The sequence below is a fragment of the Bacteroides pyogenes DSM 20611 = JCM 6294 genome, assembly GCF_000428105.1.
In the GTDB taxonomy this organism is placed as follows: domain Bacteria; phylum Bacteroidota; class Bacteroidia; order Bacteroidales; family Bacteroidaceae; genus Bacteroides; species Bacteroides pyogenes.
Genome location: NZ_ATZH01000025.1, coordinates 23,358 through 45,108 on the forward strand (window position 1 = coordinate 23,358; position 21,751 = coordinate 45,108).

General features: G+C 45.6%; 15 protein-coding genes. 7 read left to right on the forward strand and 8 right to left on the reverse strand.

The features are described from left to right. The first annotated feature begins 303 nt into the window (after nt 1-303). The gene (gene rd / locus C234_RS0107185) at nt 304-468 is read left to right on the forward strand and encodes a rubredoxin (protein ID WP_021645192.1); all 165 of its coding nucleotides are present in this window, start codon (nt 304-306) and stop codon (nt 466-468) included. A gap of 272 nt (nt 469-740) precedes the next feature. Here the strand turns inward: rd and C234_RS0107190 are convergent, their stop codons facing one another. Further along, nucleotides 741-2,444: a Na/Pi cotransporter family protein gene (locus C234_RS0107190; RefSeq protein WP_027325196.1), complete on the reverse strand. Its 1,704-nt coding sequence runs from the start codon at nt 2,442-2,444 to the stop codon at nt 741-743. Between the two features lie 85 nt (nt 2,445-2,529). On the opposite strand from C234_RS0107190, the gene C234_RS0107195 reads away from it, so the two are divergent. Then, nucleotides 2,530-4,203 carry a nucleoside kinase gene (locus C234_RS0107195; protein ID WP_027325197.1) on the forward strand — a complete coding sequence of 558 codons (1,674 nt, stop codon included), beginning with the start codon at nt 2,530-2,532 and terminating at the stop codon, nt 4,201-4,203. A 728-nt stretch (nt 4,204-4,931) separates the two neighbouring features. Here C234_RS0107195 and C234_RS0107200 read toward each other — a convergent pair. Next, nucleotides 4,932-6,305 carry an aminopeptidase P family protein gene (locus C234_RS0107200; RefSeq protein WP_027325198.1) on the reverse strand — a complete coding sequence of 458 codons (1,374 nt, stop codon included), beginning with the start codon at nt 6,303-6,305 and terminating at the stop codon, nt 4,932-4,934. Nucleotides 6,306-6,446: 141 nt separating this feature from the next. Between C234_RS0107200 and rpoN the strand changes: the two genes are divergently transcribed. The 5 genes from rpoN (at nt 6,447) to C234_RS0107225 (ending at nt 11,801) form a co-directional block, all read left to right on the forward strand. Then, nucleotides 6,447-7,928 (forward strand): RNA polymerase factor sigma-54, encoded by a 1,482-nt coding sequence (gene rpoN, locus C234_RS0107205; RefSeq protein ID WP_027325199.1) that lies wholly within the window; start codon nt 6,447-6,449, stop codon nt 7,926-7,928. A 48-nt stretch (nt 7,929-7,976) separates the two neighbouring features. After that, nucleotides 7,977-8,648, forward strand: a complete 672-nt coding sequence (locus C234_RS0107210) for a phosphatase PAP2 family protein (RefSeq protein WP_027325200.1) — start codon at nt 7,977-7,979, stop codon at nt 8,646-8,648. Nucleotides 8,649-8,684: 36 nt separating this feature from the next. Beyond that, a complete protein-coding gene (gene gcvH, locus C234_RS0107215) occupies nt 8,685-9,065 on the forward strand; it encodes a glycine cleavage system protein GcvH (protein WP_027325201.1) in 381 nt (126 codons plus the stop codon). A gap of 182 nt (nt 9,066-9,247) precedes the next feature. Further along, on the forward strand, nt 9,248-9,757 hold the full coding sequence (purE, locus tag C234_RS0107220; protein ID WP_027325202.1) for a 5-(carboxyamino)imidazole ribonucleotide mutase: 510 nt from the start codon (nt 9,248-9,250) through the stop codon (nt 9,755-9,757). A gap of 208 nt (nt 9,758-9,965) precedes the next feature. Further along, on the forward strand, nt 9,966-11,801 hold the full coding sequence (locus tag C234_RS0107225) for a 4-hydroxy-3-methylbut-2-en-1-yl diphosphate synthase (RefSeq protein WP_027325203.1): 1,836 nt from the start codon (nt 9,966-9,968) through the stop codon (nt 11,799-11,801). 196 nt (nt 11,802-11,997) lie between these two features. On the opposite strand, the gene C234_RS0107230 is transcribed toward C234_RS0107225, so the two are convergent. From C234_RS0107230 to C234_RS0107255, 6 genes are all read right to left on the reverse strand, one after another. Continuing rightward, the gene (locus C234_RS0107230) at nt 11,998-13,056 is read right to left on the reverse strand and encodes a BACON domain-containing protein (RefSeq protein WP_027325204.1); all 1,059 of its coding nucleotides are present in this window, start codon (nt 13,054-13,056) and stop codon (nt 11,998-12,000) included. Between the two features lie 11 nt (nt 13,057-13,067). Next, the gene (locus C234_RS16780; RefSeq protein ID WP_027325205.1) at nt 13,068-14,345 is read right to left on the reverse strand and encodes a DUF4302 domain-containing protein; all 1,278 of its coding nucleotides are present in this window, start codon (nt 14,343-14,345) and stop codon (nt 13,068-13,070) included. Nucleotides 14,346-14,352: 7 nt separating this feature from the next. Beyond that, nucleotides 14,353-15,408, reverse strand: a complete 1,056-nt coding sequence (locus C234_RS16085) for a zinc-binding metallopeptidase (protein ID WP_051290193.1) — start codon at nt 15,406-15,408, stop codon at nt 14,353-14,355. Nucleotides 15,409-15,444: 36 nt separating this feature from the next. Beyond that, on the reverse strand, nt 15,445-16,998 hold the full coding sequence (locus C234_RS0107245; protein WP_027325206.1) for a RagB/SusD family nutrient uptake outer membrane protein: 1,554 nt from the start codon (nt 16,996-16,998) through the stop codon (nt 15,445-15,447). A gap of 25 nt (nt 16,999-17,023) precedes the next feature. Then, nucleotides 17,024-20,371 (reverse strand): SusC/RagA family TonB-linked outer membrane protein, encoded by a 3,348-nt coding sequence (locus tag C234_RS0107250; RefSeq protein ID WP_027325207.1) that lies wholly within the window; start codon nt 20,369-20,371, stop codon nt 17,024-17,026. A 380-nt stretch (nt 20,372-20,751) separates the two neighbouring features. Next, nucleotides 20,752-21,648 (reverse strand): carbohydrate kinase family protein, encoded by an 897-nt coding sequence (locus C234_RS0107255; protein ID WP_027325208.1) that lies wholly within the window; start codon nt 21,646-21,648, stop codon nt 20,752-20,754. Between the last annotated feature and the right edge of the window lie 103 nt (nt 21,649-21,751).

Below are 21,751 nucleotides of genomic sequence, written 5' to 3' on the forward strand. Positions count from 1 at the left end.
TAATGCCATAAGGTTTATGTTAGTTGCCGGTTTTTTCTATGATGATAACGGGCGCAAAGATAACGTTTTATCTAAATATGGAGAAGCTCTTTCTTGTAAATCTGAGGGTTTTCTTCTTTTTTTGAATCATTTTTAGCTTCTTCGCCTGCCACCGGACGAATATTTGTTGCCTAATGCCGGCTTTTATCGCTTGCATGGCCTTTTGGGGCAATATAATATTATATATGTATGAAGAAAAGTATGGCTTTGAACAAAAATCTTTTGCCTACGTTATATGAATGAAACTAATAAAAACATAACATTATGAAGAAGTACATTTGTGTGGTTTGTGAATACATCTACGACCCGGAATTGGGAGATCCTGAAAGCGGCATCGAACCGGGAACTGCTTTTGAAGATATTCCGGAAGATTGGGTATGCCCTTTATGCGGAGTAGGGAAAGAAGACTTTGAACCTTACGAGGAATAAAAGGCTCTGCAAGGAAAGGTCTTGTCGGCTGGTCGGCAAAATAGACCGGCAACCGGGTTTAAAACGAAATAATGCAGATTTTACAGCCCGAGATGATTGTGAACAGTGCCGACGACATCCGTTTAAAATGAAATAACGCAGATTTACAGGTTTGTACGGAAACCTTGTAAATCTGCGTTTATTATTTGCTTCATCTGTTTGGATACCCTTTCCCCTGTCGGAAGATTCCGTTTGGGAGATAGAATGATAAGCCGTTCAAAGCATTTCGCTCTTTAGAGCATGGTCACCTTCTTTTCTTTCACATCGCTGCTCGCTTCTACTACATTCACTACGTAGTCGCCCAACTTTTCGCATTCCGCGATGATATCCATATAGTATACGCCCATTTGATAGTCGTATTCCTTGTTGTTTACATCCAAGATATTTTGATTCTTCAGTTGGTTGCGATAATTGTTTATTTCGTTTTCTATATTGAACGATTTGTTGATGTCGATGCTTTGGTGCTCTGTCTTCTCCACCACGGCAATCATTTGCGTCAGAGCGTCGTTGGTGAGTTTCATCATGAAATGGATATGCTCGTATTGCTTTTCGGTGAAGTCTTGATTGGTCTGCCGTTTGCGGTTGATGGTACGAGCCAGATTATAGCAACTGTCGCCGATGCTTTCAATCTCGGTCACTTCGCGCAGCATGGCGCGTATTTGCAATTTACTCTCGGAGCTTAAGCGGCCTTCCGATACCTGATTCAAATAGTTGGCTATCTCCAGTTCCATATTGTCGCTGATGCTTTCGTACTTTTCTATCCGGCTGAACAGCTTGTTGAAGTCATCGTCTTTTTCCGTGTGCAGCAAGTCTTGTACCATCCCGAACATACGATGTATGCGTTCGGAAAAGAGATGGATCTCCTTACGTGCCTGAAGAATCGACAACTCTGCCGTGGAGAGCATACCACCGGTGATAAACCGCAGACGCGGCTCTTCGTCTTCCTCTTTGGGGCGGATAATGGCGCATACCGTACGCTCGATAAGCTTTACACCCCATATCAGCAGGAATACGTTGCAGATGTTGAAGATGGAATGGAATGCGGAAAGCTTATACGAGATGCTTACTTGAGGGTCGGTCGTTGAGAAAAAACTGTCTACTACCCAGTTGACAAGTTGCATGAAAGGATGGAAGATTGCCAATACCCAGATTACTCCGAATACGTTGAATACAAAATGGGCCAATGCTGCCCGCTTTGCCTGTGAGTTGGCTGTCAGCGCGGCAAGATTGGCCGTGATGGTGGTACCGATATTTTCGCCCAATACGAGGGCTGCTCCCAATTCCAGGCTGATCCATCCGTTGGCGCACATAATCAGGGTGATGGCCATAGTGGCGGCAGACGCTTGCACAATCATGGTAAGGATGGTTCCTATGAACAAAAACAGCAGTACGGACATGAACCCCATATCGGTGTAGTTTTGCACAAAGGCGAGCATATCCGGATTAGCGTTCAGGTCGGGCGCGTTTGTCTTCAGAAACGAAAGACCCATGAAAAGGAATGAGAAGCCGAAGACAAATTCGCCGATAGACTTGCGGTTGCTTTTTCCGGAAAAAATAAGCGGGAGGGCGATGGCCAACAGCGGAAGGGCAAAAGCTCCCATGTCTACCTTGAATCCGAAAACCGAAATAATCCATGCGGTGACTGTGGTACCGATATTTGCACCCATGATGACACTGATGGACTCGGCTAAAGTGAGCAATCCCGCATTCACAAAACTCACAACCATTACTGTGGTTGCCGACGAGGACTGGATGAGGGCGGTAATCAACACTCCTGTTAGAACCCCCGTTACCCGGTTGGTGGTCATTGCTGTCAGAATACCTCGTAGTCTGTCGCCTGCGACTTTTTGCAAGCCCTCGCTCATTATTTTCATTCCATACAAAAACAGCCCTAATGAGCCAATGAGCTTTAAAAAATCATAAAAAGAATACTCCATCTATAAAATTTTTAATGGTTGTTTGTTCTCTGACCGATTATAAGTATATTAGTCCCATCATCATTCACACTTAAAAAGGATGTCTATGACACAGATGGTACGAATTTGTTGCAAAAATAATAATAATTATAAAGATTTCCCTATCGGGAGCTCACTTTTGGATATTTATCGCGGTTTTAATCTTAATTTTCCTTATCAGGTAGTAAGTGCCAAGGTAAACAATCGCTCCGAAGGACTTAAATTCAGAGTTTATAACAATAAGGATGTGGAGTTTCTTGATGTCAGAGATTCGTCAGGTATGCGTACCTACGTTCGCTCACTTTGCTTTGTGTTGTTCAAAGCCATCACCGAGATTTTTCCGCAAGGAAAGCTGTACGTGGAGCATCCGGTGTCGAAAGGGTATTTTTGCAATCTCCGGATTGGTCGTCCCATAACCCTGGAAGATGTGAACAAAATCAAGAAGCGCATGCGCGAAATCGTAGAGGAAGATATCCCGTACCATCGCATCGAATGCCAGACAGCGGAGGCGGTGCGTGTTTTCGGCGAACGCGGGATGAAGGATAAGGTGAGGGTGCTCGAAACTTCCGGTTCGCTTTATACCTACTATTATACGTTGGGCGATACGATCGATTATTATTATGGTAATCTGGTTCCAAGCACCGGGTATCTGAAAGTGTTCGACCTTGTGAAATATTACGATGGATTATTGTTGAGAATTCCTAACAAGCAAAATCCGGAAATGCTCGAAGAGGTGGTGAAGCAGGAAAAAATGCTGGATGTTTTTAAGGAGTATTTGAACTGGAGTTATATCATGGGATTGAATAATGCGGGCGATGTGAATCTGGCTTGTAAAAAAGGTTATGCTACCGATCTTATTAACGTAACGGAAGCCTTGCAGGAAAAGAAAATCGCTCAGATTGCGGATACCATTTTCAACCGGGGGGAAAACGGCGGACGGGTGAAGCTGGTTCTGATTTCCGGTCCGTCTTCATCGGGAAAAACAACGTTCAGCAAGCGCCTTTCGATTCAGTTGATGACGAACGGCCTGAAGCCTTACTCCATTTCACTCGACGATTATTTTGTTGATCGCGAACAGACTCCATTGGATGAAAACGGCAATTATGATTACGAGTCGCTTTATGCGCTCGATCTTGATTTGTTCAATCGTCAGTTGGAAGCTTTGCTCAGCGGAGAAGAAGTGGAACTGCCCCGTTTTAACTTTGCATTGGGAAAGAAAGAGTATACGGGCGATAAGTTGAAAATCGGAGAAAACACGATTCTGATTCTGGAGGGCATTCATGCCTTGAATCCTGAGTTGACGGCGCATATCGACGAAAAGAAGAAATTTAAAATATATGTTTCGGCGTTGACTACCATTTCGCTCGACGATCACAACTGGATTCCTACCACGGACAACCGATTGCTACGGCGCATTATCCGGGATTTCAATTACCGGGGCTATTCCGCCCGTGAAACCATTTCGCGCTGGCCGAGCGTGCGTGCCGGAGAGGATAAATGGATATTCCCTTATCAGGAGAATGCCGATGTGATGTTCAATTCCGCTTTGCTTTTCGAATTTGCCGTGTTGCGTCTCCATGCCGAACCCATTTTGATGGGAGTTCCGCGCAACTGTCCGGAATACAGCGAGGCCTACCGGTTGTTGAAATTTATCTCGTATTTTACTCCCGTGAAAGATAAGGAAATTCCGCCGACCTCATTGCTGCGTGAATTTTTGGGAGGAAGCAGCTTTAAATATTAAAATTTTTCTTTTCTTGCATCTCGATATCTCTCGTTGTGGCAGGTAGCGAATGCGTGGTTCTATACGCAAGATTGCTTGGGTGTATCGTTCATATATGCCCGGTGTGCTGTCTATATATACTCACCGCGGTAGCTATATATACTCACTGCGGTAGCTATATATACTCACCGTGGTGGCCATATATGCTTATCACGGTAGCCATATATGCCTATCACGGTGGCTATATATGCTTATCGGGGTAGCCCTATTATATACAGCGCGTGGCATATACTTTTCCCAGAGCCCAAATTGTCCGTATTTTTAACTAGCTTCTCCGTCGCCGCATTTTCACTTGTAGGGGAATTAATGTAACAATTAAGCCCGAAAATGTTACATCAGGTACACATAGCATAGCATAGCACAGCATAGCATAGCACAAAAAACCTCCTCCTTTTTCCTCCTCCGGAAAAAGAAGGGTGAGGAGGAGAGAGAAGGAGGAGATTAATAATTTGATTAAGAACAACAGGGAGAAAACGGGGGATAAAGTGCAAAGTATCGGTTATATTTGCATCGTCAATCAGCGTAATGAGCCGGATATGGATATGCAAAACAGAAACACGAATACCAACACAAACGAAAACACCACTCTGCAATGCAGCTGCTTTTTCCCTGTGCAGGCTTGCGGGCAAGGGCGGATGCCCGATGGACGCCGCCCGTCTGCACCGATGCCCTGCTGCGCATGGCGCGCTTTATCTCAACGCTTCCACTTCATCGGGAGTCAGAGGAATTTTCTTGCCCAACCGCCGCGAACCGGTAGCGGTAATCAGGTAGTCCTCCTCGTTGCGTATGCCTCCGAAGTCCTTGTACGCTTCTACTTTCTCGTAGTTGATGAAATCGGTGAATTTCTTTTCCGCTTTCCAACGGTCTATCAGCTCGGGGATGAAGTAGATGCCCGGCTCTACGGTGATTACGAACCTATCCTCCAGCGGGATGGCAAGGCGCTGCGACTTCCTGCCGAACTGCGTGCTCTTGGGTTGCCCGTTGTAGCCTACCCACAATTCGCCGAGATTCTCCATGTCGTGAACGTCGAGCCCCATCATGTGCCCCAGCCCGTGAGGGAAGAGAAGGGCATGGGCGCCTTCGCGCACGGCATCGTCGGTATTGCCTTTCATCAGTCCGAGCTCTTTCATGCCGTCTACCAGAATGCGGGCGGCGAGTTCGTACACTTCCATGTAGGGGATGCCCGGACGCAACGCCTTCACCGATTCGAGGTGCATGGCATTCTGTATCTCGTACACTTCCCGTTGGCGGGCAGTAAACTTCTTGTCGGCGGGAATGGTAGACGACATGTCGCCGGCATAGCCCGATTCCACTTCCGCTCCGGCATCGATCAGGAACAGATCGCCCGGTTTCACTTTGTTGCCGTGGTAGTGGTTGTGCAGCGTTTGCCCGTTGATGGTGGCGATGGTGGCGAACGAAAGCTCGCAGTTGTTGGCTTGCGCCACCCGGTTCATCTCTGCCACTACCTCGTACTCGTACATGCCGGGGCGAAGGAATTTTGTGGCGGCGATGTGCATGTCGGCGGTCACGTTGCAGGCTTTTTCTATTTCGGCTATCTCTTCGTCCGATTTATAGTTCCGTTGAGCCACGATGGCGCGTATGAACGGTACCGAACCTTCCTGACGGGCGGGCGGGATGCCGAGCCAATCCATCAGCTTCAGCTTGTGCTCCGCACGGTAGGGGGGCAGGTAATGAACCGTTTTCCCCTTTTGCACGCATTGGTGCAGGTAGCTTACAATATCCGCAGAAGGCATCACCTCTTTCATGCCGACGCGTTCGCATTTCTCGTGCAGGGTGGGTTGTGCTCCCATCCATACGATGGCGTCGATGGAAAGCTCGTCGCCGAAAATGATTTCTCTATCCGCGTCAATATCTATGATGGCTGAAAGCCCCGCGCCCGAAAGCCCGAAGTAATACAGGAATGTAGAATCCTGACGGTAACGGAAGGTGTTGTCTTCGTAGTTCAACCCGCACTCGTCGTTTCCGAGAAATAACAATACTCCGGAGCCTAATTTCTTTTTCAGCAAGGCTCTGCGCTGCACGTACGTTTCTTTAGCAAACATAATTTCTTAATTTAGAAGTTCGTAGGGCAAAGATAAAGATTTTTGTGTTATAGGATTAAAAATATTCATTCTAATCTGGTTTATCTCTGGTTAAAAAGCTACTTTTGTAGCGGTAAACAGTAGAAAAAGCAAGAATACGTTATGGCACAAGGTTCACGTCAGATACAAACTCAGGCACAACAACAGATACAGACGCTTTCGCCCCAGCAGATTCTGGTGGTGAAGTTGCTGGAGCTTCCCGCATTGGAGCTGGAAGACCGTATCCATGCCGAGCTTTTGGAGAATCCTGCGCTTGAGGAGGGGCGGGAGGAAACTCCTGCCGATGAGTATTCCGCTGCCGAATCGGAGGAGACCGGAGACGACGGGGCGAATGAGTACGACTCTCTGGACGACTATCTGAGGGAGGACGACATACCCGACTATAAATTGCAGGAGAACAACCGCTCGAAAGGGGAGCAGGCGGAAGATATACCTTTTTCCGAAGCCACCTCTTTCTACGAAATACTGAAAGAACAGCTGCGTGAGCGCAACCTGACGGAGCATCAGCGCGAATTGGTGGAGTATCTCATCGGCTCGCTCGATGACGACGGGTTGCTGCGCAAGTCTCTGGAGAGCATCTGCGACGAACTGGCCATCTACGTCGGTGTGGAGTGTACCGAAGAGGAACTGGAGGAGGCGTTGGGAGTGTTGCAGGATTTCGATCCCGCAGGGCTCGGAGCGCGTACGCTTCAGGAGTGCCTGCTGATACAGATCCGCCGTAGGCAGGCGGAAGAAGAAAGCGCCGGTCTGCTGCTTGATTTGGAAGAGCGCATCATATCCGAATGCTACGAGGAGTTCACCAAGAAGCATTGGGACAGGATAATCAGGAAGCTGAACGTGGATGAGGCGGTTTTTAACGAAGCGATTGCAGAAATTACGAGGCTCAATCCGCGTCCGGGAGCTTCGCTGGGCGAAACCATCGGGCGGAACTACCAGCAAATCGTGCCCGACTTTCTGGTGGAGGCGTATGACGACGGAACCATCAATATCAGCCTCAACAACCGCAACGTGCCGGAGCTCCGCATGAGCCGGGATTTTACCGAAATGGTGGAAGAGCATACGAAAAACCGTGCCAACCAATCGAAAGAGTCGAAAGAGGCCATGATGTTCCTGAAGCAGAAAATGGATGCGGCGCAGGGATTTATCGACGCGGTGAAGCAAAGGCAGAACACGCTGATGACTACCATGCAGGCCATTGTCGATTTGCAACGCCCTTTCTTCATGGATGGCGACGAGTCGCTGCTGAAACCTATGATCCTGAAAGATGTGGCGGAGCGTACCAATCTGGATATATCCACTATCTCGCGCGTAAGCAACAGCAAATACGCGCAGACCAATTTCGGGATTTATCCTCTGAAATTTTTCTTCAGCGACGGATATACCACCGAAGACGGAGAGGAGATGTCGGTGCGCGAAATACGCAAAGCGTTGAAAGAGTGTATCGATGCCGAAGACAAGAAAAAGCCGCTTACAGACGATGAACTGGCGGAGATGCTGAAAGAAAAAGGCTATCCCATCGCCCGCCGCACGGTAGCCAAATACAGGCAGCAGATGAATATACCGGTGGCGAGGCTGAGGAAATAAGCAGAATGTAATGTATAAAACCATATATCATAGTAATGTTTGATACCGATGAATGTGGAAAGAGAGCATATTATAGCCGATAGAACGATGTTGAAGGCGGCACGTGTGATTTCGATGGTGTTCACCCCCTTTTCGATTCCGTTCCTGTCGTTGTTGGCGTTGTTCCTGTTTTCGTATTTGCGCATCATGCCGATGAAGTTCAAAGTGATTGTGCTTGGCATTGTCTATTGTTTTACGATACTCACTCCCATGCTTACAATTTTTTTGTTTCGCAAGATCAACGGTTTCGACCGTCAGGAGTTGAGTGAACGTAAAAAACGCTATGTGCCTATTATGCTGACAATCATATCTTATGTGTTCTGTCTGTTGATTATGCGCAAGAGCAACCTGCCCTGGTATATGACGGGGGTAATTCTCGCCTCTTTGCTGGTTTCTGTGGTCTGTGTCATCGCGAATCTGAGGTGGAAACTGAGCGAGCACATGGCGGGTGCGGGAGGAATCATCGGCGGGCTGGTGTCGTTCAGCGCGTTGTTTGGGTACAATCCGGTCATCTGGCTCTGCCTGTTTATCCTGATTGCCGGAGTGTTGGGCTCGGCACGCATCATACTGGGGCATCATACCATCGCCGAAGTGCTTGCGGGCTTTGTAGTGGGTTTGCTCTCCGCCATATTGGTGCTTCATCCGCTCTACAATGTATTTTTTCGTATATTCTTATTTTAATTACTAACAGTATAAACCCTAAAAAAACTAACTATTATGAATTTTCCACAGAATTTGAAGTACACGAGCGAACACGAGTGGATTCGCGTAGAAGGAGACATTGCTTATGTAGGTATTACGGACTATGCGCAGGAGCAACTGGGCGATATCGTATTCGTTGATATTCCGACTGTAGGAGAAACGCTGGAAGCTAACGAAGTGTTCGGCTCTATCGAGGTGGTGAAAACGGTATCCGATCTTTTCCTGCCCGTAGCGGGCGAAGTGCTCGAGCAGAACGAAGCGCTGGAAGAAAATCCGGAACTGGTGAACAAAGATCCTTACGGCGAAGGCTGGCTGATTAAACTGAAACCCGCCGACTTGAAAGATGTGGAAGGTTTGCTGGATGCCGAGGGTTACAAGGCGGTAATCAACGGTTAGTATCGTAGCGGCCGGTGGTTAGCGATGATGTGGCGGCATGGGCTTGTTTTTGTCATCGCTAACTGTCGGTCGCTTCTTATAGCGTTGCCGGTCAACGATTGCTTTTATGACTGAGAATAACGCTTGTAACCAATATAACTGAACATTTATAACTAAACATTTATAACTAAACATTGACCAAAATGACCCCTGTTGTAAGTATTATCATGGGCAGCACGTCCGACCTCCCGGTGATGGAGAAGGCGGCGCAACTGCTGAACGATATGCGTGTTCCGTTCGAAATGAACGCTCTTTCGGCGCACCGTACGCCAGAAGCTGTGGAAGAGTTTGCCAAGAATGCCCGCTCGCGAGGTGTCCGGGTGATTATTGCCGCCGCCGGAATGGCTGCTGCTTTGCCCGGCGTGATTGCCGCCAACACGACGCTGCCCGTCATCGGAGTGCCAGTGAAAGGATCGGTGCTTGACGGAGTAGACGCGCTTCACTCTATCGTCCAGATGCCTCCCGGTATTCCGGTGGCCACCGTTGCCATCAACGGAGCTATGAATGCGGCTATTCTGGCCGTTCAGATATTGGCCTTGAGCGATTCTTCTTTGGCTGAGGCTTTTACGGCCTATAAAGAAGGCCTGAAGAAGAAGATAGTGAAAGCCAACGAAGAGCTGAAGGAGGTGAAGTATCAGTACAAGACCAATTAAGGCAAGCGGCCGATCAAAATAAAGCATATATGAATTCTTACAAAGTGGTCAACTAAAAACATTAAACTACATAGTTGATCAAAATAAAGCATATATAAATTCTTACTCATGCCAAAACTCCAATGCTTGAACGAAGCCTTGCAGGTGGGTTTGCGGATGTGATTTTGCCCTGTTTCCGGGCACACTAATGAAAAAATATCGAAACGAAGTGGATCTGTTTAATTATTTTCGGAGAGAGAGCTTAGAAGTGAATGTGGGGGCCGTGCCTTTGGGTGGTTCCAACCCTATCCGTATTCAGTCGATGACGAATACATCCACGCAAGATACGGAGGCTTGCGTGGAGCAGGCAAAACGTATCGCAGATGCGGGCGGAGAGTATGTGCGGCTGACCACTCAGGGCGTGAAAGAAGCCGAGAACCTGATGAATATCAACATCGGTTTGCGCAGCCGGGGGTATATGGTTCCGTTGGTGGCGGATGTGCATTTTAATCCTAAGGTGGCGGATGTGGCGGCGCAATATGCCGAAAAGGTGCGGATCAATCCGGGTAATTACGTGGATGCGGCGCGTACCTTCAAGAAGCTGGAATACACCGACGAAGAGTATGCCGCCGAAGTGCAAAAGATACGCGACCGCTTTGTGCCTTTTCTGAATATATGCAAAGAGAATCATACTGCCATCCGTATCGGGGTGAACCACGGTTCGCTTTCCGATCGCATCATGTCCCGCTATGGCGATACGCCCGAAGGAATGGTGGCCTCTTGCATGGAATTCCTGCGTGTCTGCGTGGAAGAGCAGTTTCTGAACGTCGTTATCTCCATAAAAGCCTCGAACACGGTGGTGATGGTACGTACGGTTCGTTTGCTCGCTGCGGTGATGGAGCAGGAGGGGATGGCTTTCCCCCTGCATCTGGGAGTGACCGAGGCAGGAGACGGAGAAGACGGGCGTATCAAGTCGGCTTTGGGAATAGGCGCGTTATTGAACGACGGACTGGGAGATACGATACGGGTGTCTTTGAGCGAGGCGCCCGAGGCCGAGATACCGGTGGCGCGTAAGTTGGTAGACTATGTGCTGCTGAAACAAAATCACCCTTTCGTTCCGGGAGTAGAGGCGCCCGGCTTCAATTACCTCGAGCCCTCGCGCAGGAAAACCCGTGCGGTGCGGAATATCGGAGGAAGCCATCTTCCCGTTGTCATAGCCGACCGCTTGGACGGGAAGATGGAGACGAATCCGCAATTCACGCCCGACTACATCTATGCCGGAAGAGCTTTGCCCGAAACCCGGGAGGCAGGAGTGGAATATATTCTCGATGCGGATGTCTGGACAGGCGAAGCGGGAACATGGCCGGCCTTCAACCATGCGCAACTGCCGCTGATGGGCGGGTGCGAAGCCGAACTGAAATTCCTGTTTATGCCCTATATGGCGCAGACGGACGAAGTAATAGCCTGCCTGAAGGCACATCCCGAGGCAGTGGTGATTTCTCAAAGCAACCATCCCAACCGCTTGGGCGAACATCGTGCGCTGGTGCATCAACTCATGACCGAAGGCCTGGAGAATCCGGTGGTTTTCTTCCAGCATTATGCCGAGAACTGTGCGGAAGACCTCCAGATAAAGGCTGCTGCCGATATGGGCGCTCTCATCCTCGACGGCTTGTGCGACGGTATCTTTCTGCTTAATCAGGGAGAGCTGAGCCATGCGGTGATTGACGCTACGGCTTTCGGAATCTTGCAGGCAGGGCGTGTACGTACTTCGAAAACGGAATATATCTCCTGTCCGGGTTGCGGACGGACGCTGTACGATCTGGAAAAAACGATTGCGCGTGTCAAAGCCGCTACTTCCCATCTGGTGGGCGTGAAGATCGGCATCATGGGGTGCATTGTCAACGGTCCCGGCGAAATGGCGGATGCCGACTACGGCTATGTGGGAGCCGGACGGGGAAAGATCAGCCTGTATAAAGGCAAAACGTGCGTGGAGAAGAATATCCCTGAAGAGCATGCGGTGGAAAGGTTACTGGAACTTATCCGTAATGACTCTGCCGGCGGCTGATTACGGGACTGTAACTGCCTATGAAAAATGATTAAGTGTGTGATTATTGGATGCCCGTTTAAAGTCCGGTAAATTTTGCAGCTTTAGCTGTCATAGCGAAAAAAGTAAGGGCTGTCTGACAAGAAGTTGGAGACAGTCCTTACTTTGTTGTTACATAAGGCGAGAACTCAAAATTCCCCGCTTTTAGGTGTTGGGGTTATTCTGCTTTCTTAATAAATTTGAGATCTACCAAGCGGCTTGTTTTTTCCGCTTTGTATTCGCCACTGTTAGTCCATAAGATAAATGCATGTACAATAACCAAATTTCCCTCGCTATCTGTCCAACTACTGTCTGTAACGCCATCGGGTATCATTGTGAGTTCAATGTTGCGTTTGTCTTTGTTCCACTGGCTTACCAATCCGAATTTTGAATTAGGCCAAAGCCCGCCTCCGTTATATCCGCCTTGCCAGGCTGCCAACCAAATATCGTTTGATACGGGTTGCGATTTAATAGCTATACCCGGCAGGTCTGCTTTGTATAAAACCGTGATGTCAAAGTCAAGACCTTTCATCGTAATTGACTTATCTTTCTCTTTTTCTACGAAAGACACGTCAATTGTTTCTACTGCTATTCCTTTCCATTTTTTATACTCTAATGTATAATTGCCGAGTAACATTTGATAGGATAAGGGTGCTTCGTCTTGTGTAAAAGTGACAGTTTTGCTGTAATACTTTCCTGATGTGATGTGCATTTCACACTTTCTTCCGCTGTCCAGTTCGCTTATTCCCTCAATGTTGAAAACGATCGAGTCGCCTTTGACTTCGTAAGATATCCATTCTTGCATCCCTTGAATTTCAAACGGCTGGTCTGTTTTCCATAAAAAGCTTTTTTCTCCTCCGGTATAAGGATATGTATGATCATATACATCTACTTCGGAGATAATGCCCATCTGTATGAAAGAAACGGTCTGCTCATCGTCGGCATGCTTTAAGGTTACAGTTGCCGTACGTGAGTTGTAGCTGTCGTTGGGCTCGAAAGTCAACTCTATAGCTTTGCCGTTTACGACAGTTTTCAGCCAAGACTCGTTGGATGTGGCTTTTACCCCTTCCGTATCAAGCTCGATGGTTCCCTTTCCTCCGGTGTGGCTCATATCGGCTGTCGTTTTAACTACGTGAAACGAGGGCTGCTTTTCTTCGAAATCACTATCGGAAGAACATGCGCAAAACAACAATGCTTGCGCCAATAGTACGTAGAATAAAGAGAGTTTCTTATTCATATTTCTGTCTCCTATTTTTTTGTTAAGAATAAATCGTAGAAGCGAGAATCTCCATAACCATTATATACACCTTTCCCTACTTCCCATAAGATGAAACTGTCTGCGTAAATTCTTTTTCCATCTCTAAACCAAGTGTAACCATTGTCTACCCATTTCAGTGTAAATTCGTCTCCTTCTTTCTCATTCCATTCCGTCACTAAACCATATCCTGCTTCCCAAGTAAGGCTACCGCCGTCTTTTAATGCCCAGATGGCAAGTCTTACGTCAGGATTTGAACGAAGTTGTTGTGCGTTTAGTTCCAAGGCTCCTTTACGTGCGTTGTAGCTGAGTTTTACAGTGAAAGGTAAGCCTTCCATAATAATGCCTCCGCTGTTTGTTTTTTTGATAGAAACATCGATCTGCTTATCATTTCCGTAATGGAATACATAGTTGCCCAATAGCTGATCTTCTCTGAGACCTTTCGGGTCATATACCAACGCTAAGTTTGTTTGCCCGTCAGGAGTGGTGAAAGCACGTTTTTGTTCATCCCAAGAGAGATTTTCTATTTTTTTCCCGTTCAATTCGATGGGAGCATAAAGTTTTGTTCCTTTATCCGTGAACATGAATGAAAATGTAGTAGATTCTTCTCCCTGAGTCAGAATGTACGATTGGCTGGTGATAAATTCGGCTTCTGCCGGTTCTCCGGCAAAAGTTCCCTTTAGTCCGCTTACGGCAGGAATTATCAAATAACTATTCATTCGGGCTTTTGCTTTTCTCAGATATTCGGTAGCAGGTTCTTGCAATGCATGCATGCGGATGGTAGATTTGTGCTTTTTGCCGGTCATTATAATTTCGCTTTCTGTTCCCGAATCGAGGATGAATTCATAGTCTCCGAGGAGTCCTTTTCCTTCTCCACCTCCATCACCTATATCAGGATTAGAGAAATAGTGGAAAATTTCATTGTAAGTATCAAAATTAAGAGTCGCACCCATATCTTTGTTCAGTGCATAGAAGCTTGACACCGAATTATTTACATCATCTTCCAGAACTGAACGGAAGACAGCATAACCGTTGGCTGTGAAAGACACTGTTAGTGCGTATCCTCCAAAGGTCTGATCCATACCGCCGGGGTAGTACTCCATGACCCATCCGTGTTGAGGTTTTATCAACAGTTCTCTGTATTTGACTATTTCTTGCTCCATACGTTCTGAAGCTGTCTTATCGAAATAGTCTTCAACTTCATTTTTACATGAACTAAGCAAGCATGCAGCCCATATAAAAAGCGTAATTGTATATAAACTTTTCTTCATAGCTTTTTTATTTTTCGGGTTCTTCTAATAGATTGATTAAATTGGCATTGTGGATTTGGCAACAATCCTTGTGCTTGTTCATTTTATCCAATGCTTCCGGATAGTCGGCTTTCAATTGCTGTTTGAGCAGTTGTAAAGCTGCCGCGGCTTTTGGATCTGAAATGCCGGGTGAAAGCAGTGCCTCCCACTCAGGTTCCATGAGGCTCATCTGTATTACTTCATTCATGCGCCGGTGTACAATCTTCTTTAAGTTGTCCATATCTATTTTCCATACCTCCTGCATGTATTTCTTCATAATTGCAGTTTTTTGTTCCAGCTTTTTGCGACCGCTCTCCCCGGCCATTTGTAGCACTGTATCCCATTCTTCTTGTGTGTAGGTCACGTAGCAGCATGTTATTTCTGTGATATCTTCTACTGCCATGCTTCCCGCATAAGGAGTGATGAAGCCCAATTGGCTTGCTTGTTTGAGGCTTCTGTTCTGCCATCCCGACGGACGGTAATCTTCGGCACTGATGAGGTTGTACTCCTGCGGATAGTTGATATCTTGCTGTAAGATGTGTGTAAACTCATGGTGCATTGTTTTGAAGAAATACTCGTTCATCTTACCTATATCTTTGGGGTTTAGCCAGTTGGTCATGTATAGAGTGATTTTAAGTCCTCCTTCGGCTGTGCCGAGCGTAATGGTACCTCCTTCATTCCATGATGCCGAGCCGATGATTTGCAGGATGGCAGGCGCATGTTTTTTCATGAAGTCCGGACCGGCCGCTTCTACATAGGCTTCTAACCAGACATGTTTTATAATTTTGGCCAATTTCATACTTTTTTCCAGCTCTGCCGGAGCCAGATTCTTGCTAAAGTCGATTTCAATATCTTCCATGCGATATTTATAGTCGATATTATAAGACTTTATGTAATTCTTGTATAGCCATGCGTCGAACACGTTTTTAGGTGTGGCGCTTCTATTAAAAATACTTTTTGAACTGTCGATATCATCATCGTTGCAAGCCGACAAGAAACCTACAGCTAAGAAACTGCTTAAAAGAATGTATTTTATTGTTTTCATAACAGTATTTCTTTTTTTTTTATTTATTTACATTTTTTATTTTGTAGGGTTAGGCATCATTCCTGCGGTTGTTACAGACTGTGGTATTTGTATTACACGTCTTAAATCTCCTGCAGGTAGCGTTATCTGATTTTCTACTTCTCCGTCTACATTGTGTATGACTTCAATACCATACCTGCGAATGTCGAGCCAGCGCAAACCGCTGTACATAGTTTCGATACGACGGGCATGCAGAACTCCTTGTAACATTTTCTCCTGTGTGCCGGTTTCTATTTCGAAAGCTGCGTTAAACGGCTTAACCAATGCGAGCATGGGATGTAATTCTTTCTTTTGTATCGCTTCATTGTCTGCCGCTTCTCTGGCAGTATAGAACTGAACAATCGTCTGCCAGTCGGTTCCACTGCCACCTTTTTTGATGTACCAATATGAGAGGTCTTGCGCTGCTTTGTCATATTGCTTCAACAGTGTATAAATCTCCGCTCGGCAAAGCAGCGTTTCGTCTACGGTAAAAGCCATTTGTACAGTATGAGGCTGTCCTGTTTGGCTGGTTTGATTGGTTATTTCGAATATTTCATTGTATTTAGGTTGGAACTTCACAGGGTATCCTGACGCTCCGAATAACAAATTAAAATCTTCCAGTATGTCCCCCCAAGGACCTTTTGAACGATAAGTGGCAAGGGATGTCAGTATGTCGGAATTGCCGTATCGGCGGCTTGCATAGGTTCTTCCCCATAGAGAGCGCAGAGGTATCAGAAGCAAGTTGGCGGGTTCATCCTTACTGATAAAGCGGTCTCTCCATTCGCTTGCTTGTGCTAACATCGTATATTCTTTGATGTTGCGTAATGAAGCCGAAGGGTCTTCAGGAATGGCTTGGCTGGCATATTTCAAAGCCTCTTTATATTTACCGTAGAATAAATAGAATCGTGTAGCAAAAGCTGCTGCTGCCCGTTTGTTGAAATGATACAACGGGATGGCATAAGCATTATCATTGATAAGCGGGTAACCTTCTTCAATGTCATTAGCAATGTTTTCGTACACTGTTTGTACGGTTCCTCGTTCGTAGGTTTTGCCTATTTTCTTTTCCGGTTCTGTTACGTAGGGTATGCCTAAATCTTTTGAAGCTGTAAGGGCGTTGTATGGTTGGCAAAAAGTATTGGCAAGCAAGAAGTGGGCATACGCTCTGCATAATAATGCTTCTCCTTTAAAAGGAGCATTCTCTTTGCTTTCTCCTATTTCGCGAATACCTTCCAAGGCTTGGTTGGTTGTTGCTATTGCTTTATAACAACTAATCCAAAGTTGCTCGGGATCGTCCCACCCGTTGGGACTAACATCTCTCCAAAAATAGTTTTCGGTTAACATTCTGTCACCCGTTCCGTATTGTATCCCGTTGTCCATCGCATTATCTGTGCGATGTTCATAAATCATCATAGGATCTACATTTGGATATGCGGATACTAACAACTCGCTTACTTTTTGATTTGTATCGATTTCGGTTCTTTTATCAGGAACTACATCCAAAAAAGAGTCGCAAGCGGTTAAATTGATTAAGCCACTGACAAATATAAGTATATGTTTTGTTATTTTTTTCATAATTGTTTATTTTAAATGTGCGTATTTAAAATCCTAAGCGCAGTGTTGCAGTAAACTGCTTCGGGACGGGAGCTGAAACACCGCCCGAACGAAAAAATTCAGGGTCTTGTCCATTTAGCTTCTTGTCCGAATAGATAAGGAACAAGTTAGTGCCTTGCACTTTAATGGAAGCTGATTTTAATGATTTAATTTTTAGTATATTATTGGGTAGTGTGTAAGTTAAAGAGATTTCTTTCATACGCACAAATCCGCCATCGGCAATACGGGCGCTTGAATAATTGTAAGCATTGTACGCCAAGTTGAGATTAGAAATCTGTTGATCATCCCGAGTGGAAGCGATAACCGGTATGTCTGTCTTTTTCTCGTCTCCTTTTACTGTCCAGCGGTTTTTGAACTCTTTTGGAGTAGCGTCAAGGTCGTTGTATCGATAACTAAATACCGGGTCTAAACGCACTTTATTCCCTGCTGAGTAAGTTACGAACACATTTAGTTTCCAGTTCTTGTAGCTGAAAAGGTTACCTAAGCTTCCGGTTATGGTAGGATCGGTCGGACCTTCATATTTTAAGAAATTCAGATTTTCTCTCTCTTGAAAGTTTATGCTTCCGTAATTCGATGGATTTACGAGAATCTGTTCTCCTTTTCTGTCTGAAATATAAAAGGTCGGAAACCCCGAGTGATCGAGCCCGGCAAAAGGAATAGAGAATAAAGCTCGGTGCGGATACCCTTCTTGTGTAAATCCGTTCCCTGAAATAAGAGAGAACATGAACGATTGTGTTTTCAAATCGGTTACTTTGGTTTTACTATATCCGAAGATGAAATCAGTGTTCCATTGGAAATCAGGTGTCTTAATGTTTTTGGTAGAGAGTGTGAACTCAAAACCATGTGAGCGCATTGTGGCAACGTTGCCCATGCGATTTACTTGTCCTCCGGCACCTTGTGTCGTAGCCCATCCGATAAGGTCGAAATTATTACGTCGATACCAATCCGCGGCTATATTGATACGATTGTCAAGTAAGCCCATATCTATACCTACATTCAGTTCGTGTTTCTTTTCATAGGTAAGGTCGGAATTTTCCAAATCGTCTATTCGTAAACCGGATTCTGCTACGCTGGCTGAAGGACGCCATGGATTATAGCTATTAATTACTACGCGAGAATTGGTGACCCATGCCGGACCTGCGTCGGCCGTTAGACTGTAGGAGGCTTTCAACGTAAGATGCGATATAGTAGGTTCCCATTCTTTGAAAAATGATTCTTCATGTATGTTCCAAGCTGTGGCTATATTCCACGTGGGCAACCAGCGTGCGCTTCGGGATTTTCCTAAACGGTTTGTTCCTTCGTAGCGAATAGTTCCGGTCGCTGTATATTTTCCTTTATAAGAGTAAGTGCCTGTGGCGAAAAATGCCAATTGGCGATTTGTGGTATTAGATAGACCGAAATAGTCACTGTTTTGTTCACGCATGCGTTTAAATGCCAGATAATCGAAGAAAGGAAGTTCACCGTTGTTGTATTGCATTCCCCAACCGTCAAACCAGTCGCTGGTTCGATCTTGAGAATTCAATTCCGCGCCTGCATAGGTGTTGATAATGTGCGTTTCGTTAAACTCTTTGTTGAACGTTGCTGCTAATCGGAAGTCATAGCTCAACATGCGATATTCACTTTTGTTGTAGAAACCTCCTTTGGGTAAAATCGTATTGGGCAGTGTGTTCGGTTTGTCGGGATCTTTGTAGAGCCAGTGGTTGCTATTGATAATCGTCGCATCGCCCATCGCTCTGTATGCCAACGCCTGATTGGAATTATCTTTTATTTGATGGTCTTGTGTTACCGAAGAGTATTTTAGTGCTCCTAAGAAGCTGATTTTTAATCCACTACGATGTTTCCATTTAAACTCGCCCTGGAACTTTATATCGGCAATGTTCAGGTTGATGTTGTTGTTCTCCAGTTCGTTGAATATATTGAAGTCTGCAAAGTTGCGCATGTAATAAGTGTACGGATGAAGTGTACGTGAAGTGTTGAGCGCGTATGAATAAGGATTAATGTCAAATGAACGGGAGACATGTCCAGTAACGGCGTCATTGCTTTGTCCAACTGTACCCGGAGCTTTTTGTTTACGATATGACGCATTGGCAATGGCAGTAAATGCAAGTCTTTTAGTGATGTTGTATGTACTGTTTAAATTTGCCGTATAACGTTGCACGCTACTTTGTTTCATCCATCCCGGATCGTTCATGGCACTAAGAGAAATATACGATGAGGACTTTTCGTTACCGGTAGACATGCTGACTGAGTGATTCATCATGATATTATTGCTGAAAAGCAAGTCAAACCAGTCTGTGTTTCTTTTTTCGGCATTTTGCAAATAAAGATCTCTTGCTTCTTGTGTATTCTCCAAACCGAATTGACCGGTCAAAGGATCATAGTGGTGAGTCAATTGGTACATTTTCCCGTATACTCCGCTGTTGGCGGTGCGATAAACTGTAGCGAAATTGAGCCATCCTTTCTTTTGCATTTCATCATAAATGCTCATTTGATCTTGAGAATTCATGATATTGAAAGTATTGTAAGTTGGCTTGAGGCGGGTAGTGAATTCACCGGTATAAGAGAAACTGCTTGTTCCTTGCTTTCCTTTTTTAGTAGTAATTACGATTACGCCTGCCATGGCTTTAGCGCCGTATATAGAAGTAGCCGATCCATCTTTCAATATTTGGAAACTTTCGATGTCGTCCGGATTTAATCCGGCAATTGCGGAACTGATGAGGGTAATGGCGTCACCCGATGAGAGGGCGTCTGCGCCTACATCGACGATATTATCTTGAATGACACCGTCTACTACCCATAAAGGTTTGGAGTTACCGAAAATAGAGGTTGCTCCGCGTACACGGATTTTGGGGGCTGTACCGAACGTACCAGATATATTTTGTATGGATACGCCGGCAGAACGTCCTTCTAAGCCCCGGCTGATATCTGCCATACCGTCTACTTTTATTTGATCGGCAGAAAGTTTGTCGGTGGCACCGGTAAAAAGACGTTTGTCTGTAGCTACCATCCCTGTGACTACAACCTCTTCGAGCAACTCGCTATCACTTTTCATCCTGATTTTCAAATTGGGCTTGATGGCGACTTCCTGTGTTTTCATGCCTACATAAGATACTTGAAGGATTTTGGAAGTTTGAGGAACGTTGACTAATTTGAAGTTTCCGTCAATATCTGTGATGCCACCGATTTTTGTTCCTTTTACCAATATGGAAGCGCCAATAATCGGTTGTCCATCCTCTTCAGAAACTACATTGCCCGTAACTGTATGAGTTTGGGCTACAACCCAGCCTATTCCCCAAAGAAGACAGGCTGTTAACAGCATGATTTTTTTTCTCATAAACTTTTTTATAAAGATGTGAAACAAATATTGTTATTTTTTCTCACTTTTTAAATAGGCTTTATTGCTGATTGCCGACCTTTATTTTTAAAGGTATGCTTGCTTCGGTTGCCTTCAAAAAATAAAACGGTTGGCAATATATATATTATTTTTCCTTTTTTTGAATATAAATAGTAAAAATAAGTTAATTGGTGTTTCTTTTTCGAAGAGATTGTTTGTGGCTTTCTGTTTATTGTTATAATTGTTCAATTACATTTGCCAATTTATGCTAAAATATATAGCTCAGAATAAATTGTTAACTTAGGGGGAGCTTTCTGTGTGTATAAACTTTTCTACCAATGCAATACCGTTATAAATCAGCTGTCGGAATATGTTACAGCTTATGCAAGCTTATTTGTGACTTCCGCCGTGTTTATGCAACGAATCACATCTTCTTCCGTTCCGCAGAAAGGACCGGATTTCTCGATTTTAAGGGTCGACATGGCTGCTGCAAAATGTCCTGCTTCCTCAATACCTGCTCCTGACACTCGTTGATATAAATATCCGATGGTATAAGTGTCGCCGCATCCGGTGGCATCTACTATCTTTCGCGGCTTATAGGCGGGAATACGGTAGAAATTGTTACCGTCGAAGATGACAGATCCGAAACTGCCCAAGGTCACCAATACTTCTTTCACTCCCCAGTTGTAGAGTTGGCGTGCAGCCTTTTTCGGGTCGGAGAATCCGGTAAGGACTTCCATTTCATGCTCGTTCACCTTTAAGAAATGGATATGCTGCAAAGCTTCCCGCTTGTTTGCCCAGTCTACCGCATATACATGGGTGTCGCGCACCTCTCGAAGATATCCTTGAGAGTCTGCGGATACCAAACCTTTTCTTGAAAGCTCTTTAATTACATCCGACGGGAAGTCGTCGGCGAGCAAAGTCCCTAAGTGGTAAATCCGAGCGTCGATATTTTGCAGTTTGTCCATGCTGAAAGGGTCGGCTTTTGCCAGTACTCGCTGCGTGCGGTCATCAGGGTTTTCTCCGTATATATTCTCAAAGTAGACCGACTTCTTGCTGGGGAGCACAATGGTCGGGATACCGGCTTCACGCAGTTTGTCCACTACCTTCATTTCAGTATCTCCTATGGATGTGACCAAAGTGTAGTCGATATTTTTGAAGAGACTGACGGCGTACGAGCAGTAAAATGCTGTTCCGCCAGGCATATATACGGTGCTTGCGGGAGTGACTACTTTGTCTAAAGTAATGTGTCCGATGCAGCAGAGTTGATGTTTCATGTGCGGGTTTGATTGGAAAGTCGAGTAATTGTAATTTGAGATGTCGTCAACATGCGATTAACGCAGATTCGCGCAACATAAGATGATAGCTTTGCGTGAATCT